5 protein-coding genes are annotated in these 4,588 nt (G+C 63.7%); 2 read left to right on the top strand and 3 right to left on the bottom strand.

What is annotated here, in order from left to right; all coding sequences use genetic code 11:
- The coding region (locus ENZ75_RS21995) for a heavy metal-associated domain-containing protein (protein ID WP_164887918.1) at window positions 1-298 on the bottom strand (298 nt) is incomplete at its 3' end.
- A gap of 105 nt (window positions 299-403) precedes the next feature.
- Here ENZ75_RS21995 and ENZ75_RS22000 point away from each other — a divergent pair.
- Entirely contained in the window at window positions 404-820 is a 417-nt protein-coding gene (locus tag ENZ75_RS22000) for a helix-turn-helix domain-containing protein (RefSeq protein ID WP_013530143.1), read from the top strand.
- Window positions 821-828: 8 nt separating this feature from the next.
- On the opposite strand, the gene ENZ75_RS22005 is transcribed toward ENZ75_RS22000, so the two are convergent.
- Together ENZ75_RS22005 and katG are read right to left on the bottom strand one after the other, a co-directional pair.
- Window positions 829-1,386 (bottom strand): GNAT family N-acetyltransferase, encoded by a 558-nt coding sequence (locus tag ENZ75_RS22005; protein ID WP_013530142.1) that lies wholly within the window; start codon window positions 1,384-1,386, stop codon window positions 829-831.
- Window positions 1,387-1,568: 182 nt separating this feature from the next.
- Window positions 1,569-3,764, bottom strand: a complete 2,196-nt coding sequence (gene katG / locus ENZ75_RS22010) for a catalase/peroxidase HPI (protein WP_063168780.1) — start codon at window positions 3,762-3,764, stop codon at window positions 1,569-1,571.
- A 265-nt stretch (window positions 3,765-4,029) separates the two neighbouring features.
- On the opposite strand from katG, the gene ENZ75_RS22015 reads away from it, so the two are divergent.
- The coding region (locus ENZ75_RS22015) for a LysR family transcriptional regulator (protein ID WP_128278312.1) at window positions 4,030-4,588 on the top strand (559 nt) is incomplete at its 3' end.

The following is a 4,588-nucleotide window of genomic DNA, read 5'->3' on the forward strand; positions in this document are numbered from 1 at the left end:
CTTCATGGTCATTGTGGACGTGATCGGCGTGCGCCTTGTCTGACATCGGCGATACATGTGCCTCTGCCCTGACGATGCCGTAGCCGAGCCGAGCCACCTGCTGCAGCACCCTGCCTTCCGGCAACGCGCCGCCATGGCTGACCGTCATGCTGGCACCGGTCACCGAAACCGAGACATCGGCGACGCCGTCTAGGCGACGCACCGCCGTATCGATCTTGGTTGCGCAAGAGGCGCAATCCATGCCGCCGATCTTGAACCGCGTCTGCCTGATTTTTACCTGGTCGAGGGGCGCCGTCATCACATCACCTGTCTGTCTTGCCCGCGCGGCGTCGCCGCATGGGTCTTGAACGCTGATGTCAGGCACTGTAATTGCTCTAGTCACTAGAGCTTCAAGAGGCAATTCATGTTTTCGATCGGTGATCTCTCGCGCCGCACCGGGGTCAAGGTGCCGACCATCCGCTACTACGAGCAGATGGGCCTTGTTGCCGCACCCGAGCGCTCGGAAGGCAACCAGCGCCGCTATTCCAGGCAGGAGCTGGAGCGGTTGGCCTTCATCCGCCACGCCCGCGATCTCGGTTTCGCCGTCGAGGACATCCGCTCTCTGATCGATTTGAGCGGCCACCCCGAGCAACCCTGCGGCCACGCCGACAAGATCGCCGAGGAGCAACTGATCTCGGTGCGGGAAAAGATTGCCCAGTTGAAGCGGCTCGAGGCCGAGCTCGAACGCATCGCCACGTGCTGCAATGGCCAGACGGTCGGCGACTGCTACGTCATCCGCGCGCTGTCGGATCATGCGCTGTGCGCCGATGAGCATGGTTGAGATACATCCTACAGCTCGATCCGGAACCGCAAACTTTCCGCTCCGCCATAGGCGGCGTCCTCGAAAAAGCGTTCGACGAGCTTGCCGCCATTGGCCAGGATCACCTTGTGCGAGGCCGGATTGCCCGGTTTGGCGGTGATCTCGACGTGAGCCAGGCCGACCGCCCTCGCCTCCTCCAGCATCAGGCGCAGCGCCTGTGTAGCGTAGCCGCGCCGCCGCTTCCACGGCACCACCGCATAGCCGATATGGCCGAGCACATGCGGCGGCAGGTCCGACGTACCCTTCTGCCAGCGAAAGCCGATCGAGCCCGACGCCTCGCCGTCCCAGATCCAGCGGCGGAAGCCTGGCAGGCGCGGCACCTTTTTGCCGTCAGGCAAGGTGATCGGACCGCCCCTGGCCTGGGGATCATCGAGGTCGGCGAGAAAAGCCACGGGATCCCTTTCGATTGCCGCAAGCTGCTCGCGCGTCGCTTCCAGCAATCGCACATTGTCCGGCGACCAGCCGCGTTCGAGTGCCGCCTTGTAGGACGGCAGATGTTCGAACGCGGGTTTGACGATTTCGATCATGGTGCACCGGTGCAGACGCGATGCCCACAAAATAGCATGCTTGACCAGGGAGGCACGGTCCACCAAAGCGCGGCCCCATACGACAAAGGCCGCGCTCCCATCACTGGAAACGCGGCCCTGGCGTTGTGTCCTTGGGAGGACCGGCGATCCGGCGCGGCCGCGCCGGAGCACCTTTAGCGATCTCAGGCGATGTCGAAGCGGTCGGCGTTCATCACCTTGGTCCATGCCGCAACGAAATCCCTGGTGAATTTCGCCTTGGCGTCCGCCGACCCGTAGACCTCGGCAAGCGCGCGCAATTGGGCGTGCGAGCCGAAGATCAGGTCGGCACGGGTGCCGGTCCACTTGACCGCCTTGGTCTTGCGGTCACGCGCCTCGTAGACTTCGTCGGAGCCGGCGGCCGGATCCCAGACCGTGTTCATGCTGAGCAGGTTGACGAAGAAGTCGTTGGTCAACGTACCCGGCCGGTCGGTGAACACGCCGTGCTTCGAGTTGGCCGTGTTGGCGCCGAGCACACGAAGACCGCCGACCAGCACCGTCATTTCGGGTGCGGTCAGCGACAGCAATTGCGCCCGGTCGACCAGCATGGCTTCGACCGACATCGGCTGCTTGCCCCTGACATAGTTGCGGAAGCCATCGACTTTCGGCTCGAGCGCGGCAAAGGAATGGACATCCGTCTGTTCCTGCGAAGCATCCATGCGACCCGGCGTGAACGGCACCTTGGCCTCGTGGCCGCCATCCTTCGCCGCCTTCTCGACAGCGGCGACACCGCCGAGAACGATGAGGTCGGCCAGCGAGATCTTTTTCCCGCCGGTCTGTGCCGCGTTGAACTCCTTCTGGATGGCTTCCAGCCTGGCCAGCACCTTCGACAGTTCCGCCGGCTGGTTAACCTCCCAATCCTTCTGCGGCGCCAGCCGGATGCGTGCACCATTGGCACCACCGCGCTTGTCGGAATTGCGGAACGTCGAGGCCGAGGCCCACGCCGTCGAGACCAATTCGGAAACCGACAGGCCCGATGCCAGGATCTTCGCCTTCAGCGACGCAATGTCCTGCTCGCCGACCAGTTCGTGGTCGACCGCGGGGATCGGATCCTGCCAGATCAGTTCTTCCTTGGGCACGAGCGGGCCGAGATAGCGAACGACCGGACCCATGTCGCGATGGGTCAGCTTGAACCATGCGCGGGCAAAGGCGTCGGCGAACTGGTCCGGATGCTCATGGAAGCGCCGCGAGATCTTCTCGTAGGCCGGATCGACCCGCAGCGCGAGATCGGTCGTCAGCATGGCAGGCGCGCGGCGCTTGGACGGATCGTGGGCATCCGGCACGGTTCCGGCGCCGGCGCCGCCCTTCGGCGTCCACTGATGAGCGCCCGCCGGGCTCGTGGTCAGCTCCCATTCGAAGTTGAACAGATTGTCGAAGAAGTTGTTGCTCCACTTGGTCGGCGTCGTGGTCCAGGTCACCTCGAGGCCCGAGGTGATGGCATCGCCGGCGATGCCCGTGGCATGCTTGCTCGACCAGCCGAGGCCCTGCGCCTCGATGCCGGCGCCTTCCGGCTCCGCACCCACAAGCGAGGCATCGCCGGCGCCGTGGGTTTTGCCGAAGGTGTGGCCGCCGGCGATCAGCGCCACGGTCTCCTCGTCGTTCATGGCCATGCGGCCGAACGTCTCGCGAATATCGCGTGCCGAGGCCAGCGGATCCGGCTTGCCGTTCGGCCCTTCCGGATTGACATAGATCAGTCCCATCTGGACGGCGCCGAGATGGCCCTGGAGTTCGCGGTCGCCGGAGTAGCGCTTGTCGTCGAGCCACTTGGTTTCCGAACCCCAATCGACGTCCTGTTCGGGTTCCCAGACGTCGGCGCGGCCGCCAGCGAAACCGAAGGTCTTGAAGCCCATCGATTCCAGCGCGACGTTGCCGGTGAGGATCAGCAGGTCGGCCCAGGAGATCTTGCGCCCATATTTCTGCTTGACCGGCCACAGCAGCCGGCGCGCCTTGTCGAGATTGGCATTGTCCGGCCAGCTGTTGAGCGGAGCAAAACGCTGCTGGCCGGCCCCGGCGCCGCCACGGCCGTCGCCGATGCGGTAGGTGCCGGCACTGTGCCAGGCCATGCGGATGAACAGCGGCCCGTAATGGCCGAAGTCGGCCGGCCACCAATCCTGCGAATCCGTCATCACCTGGTGCAGGTCCTTGATCACCGCATCGAGATCGAGCGACTTGAATTCCTCGGCATAGTCGAACTCTTCGCCCATCGGGTCCGAAAGGTTCGACTGCTGATGGAGAACGCCAAGGTCCAGTTGGTTCGGCCACCAGTCACGGTTCGTCCTGCTGGAGGATCCGTGCGCAACGGGGCATTTGCCGGCACTGGGATCATCGGTCTGTGCGTCCATGTTCTTCTCTCCGATCGTGGCTGTGTTGAGCTGTTCAACTGCTGCGTGAACAGGGACACAAAAATGTCCCTGTAGGCGGTCCGTTTCATGGCTGGCGCGATGACCTGAGCCCGATACGCGACCGAATATGTTGGATGTCCTGTTGCTGCGGGCATGCGCCTCACCAGGCGGTCCCGGCTGCTCCTCATCTTCGTTACGACTCCTATAGCAAAGCCGCTTGATTAATTTAAGTTGGATTTCCTGATTGCAGCGATAAGATGACATTATGACAAACCTGACGCTGAAGCAGCTGCGTTATTTCGAGGCGCTGGCCCGGCACAATCATTTCGGCCGCGCCGCCGATGCCTGCTCGATCTCGCAGCCCGCCATCTCGGTGCAGATCCGGGAGTTGGAGGAAACGCTGGGCACGGAGCTTTTCCAAAGAGGCCCACGCCAGGTCCGGCTGACCAATTTCGGCGAGGAATTCGCCTTGCGCGTCCGCGACATCCTGCGCTCGGTGGATGAGCTGACGGATCTGGCCCGCGCCTCGCGCGACCGGCTGGTGGGACGGTTGCGCATCGGCGTGATCCCGACGATCGCACCCTACCTCCTGCCTGCCATCATCGGCAACCTCGCCCGCATGCATGACGGGCTCGATATCCACGTGCGCGAAACGCAAACGCAAAAGCTGATCCAGGAACTGGCCGACGGCCGGCTTGACGCGGCCATCGTCGCCTTGCCGGTGTCGGAACCCTCGCTGACGGAAATCGTGCTGTTTGCCGAGAACTTCGTGCTGGTCCGGCCCGGCGAGGACGAGGGAAAGCCGGTCCCCAACCGCGAAATGC

Origin of the sequence: Mesorhizobium sp. M7A.F.Ca.CA.002.04.1.1 (assembly GCF_004022805.1) — a bacterium.
Classification (GTDB): Bacteria; Pseudomonadota; Alphaproteobacteria; order Rhizobiales; family Rhizobiaceae; genus Mesorhizobium; species Mesorhizobium ciceri.

Excerpts from the sequence above, each read along its gene's own strand:
- ENZ75_RS22005 (WP_013530142.1), bottom strand. The coding sequence starts at position 1,386 with ATGATCGAAATCGTCAAACCCGCGTTCGAACATCTGCCGTCCTACAAG.
- katG (WP_063168780.1), bottom strand. The coding sequence starts at position 3,764 with ATGGACGCACAGACCGATGATCCCAGTGCCGGCAAATGCCCCGTTGCG.
- ENZ75_RS22000 (WP_013530143.1), top strand. The coding sequence starts at position 404 with ATGTTTTCGATCGGTGATCTCTCGCGCCGCACCGGGGTCAAGGTGCCG.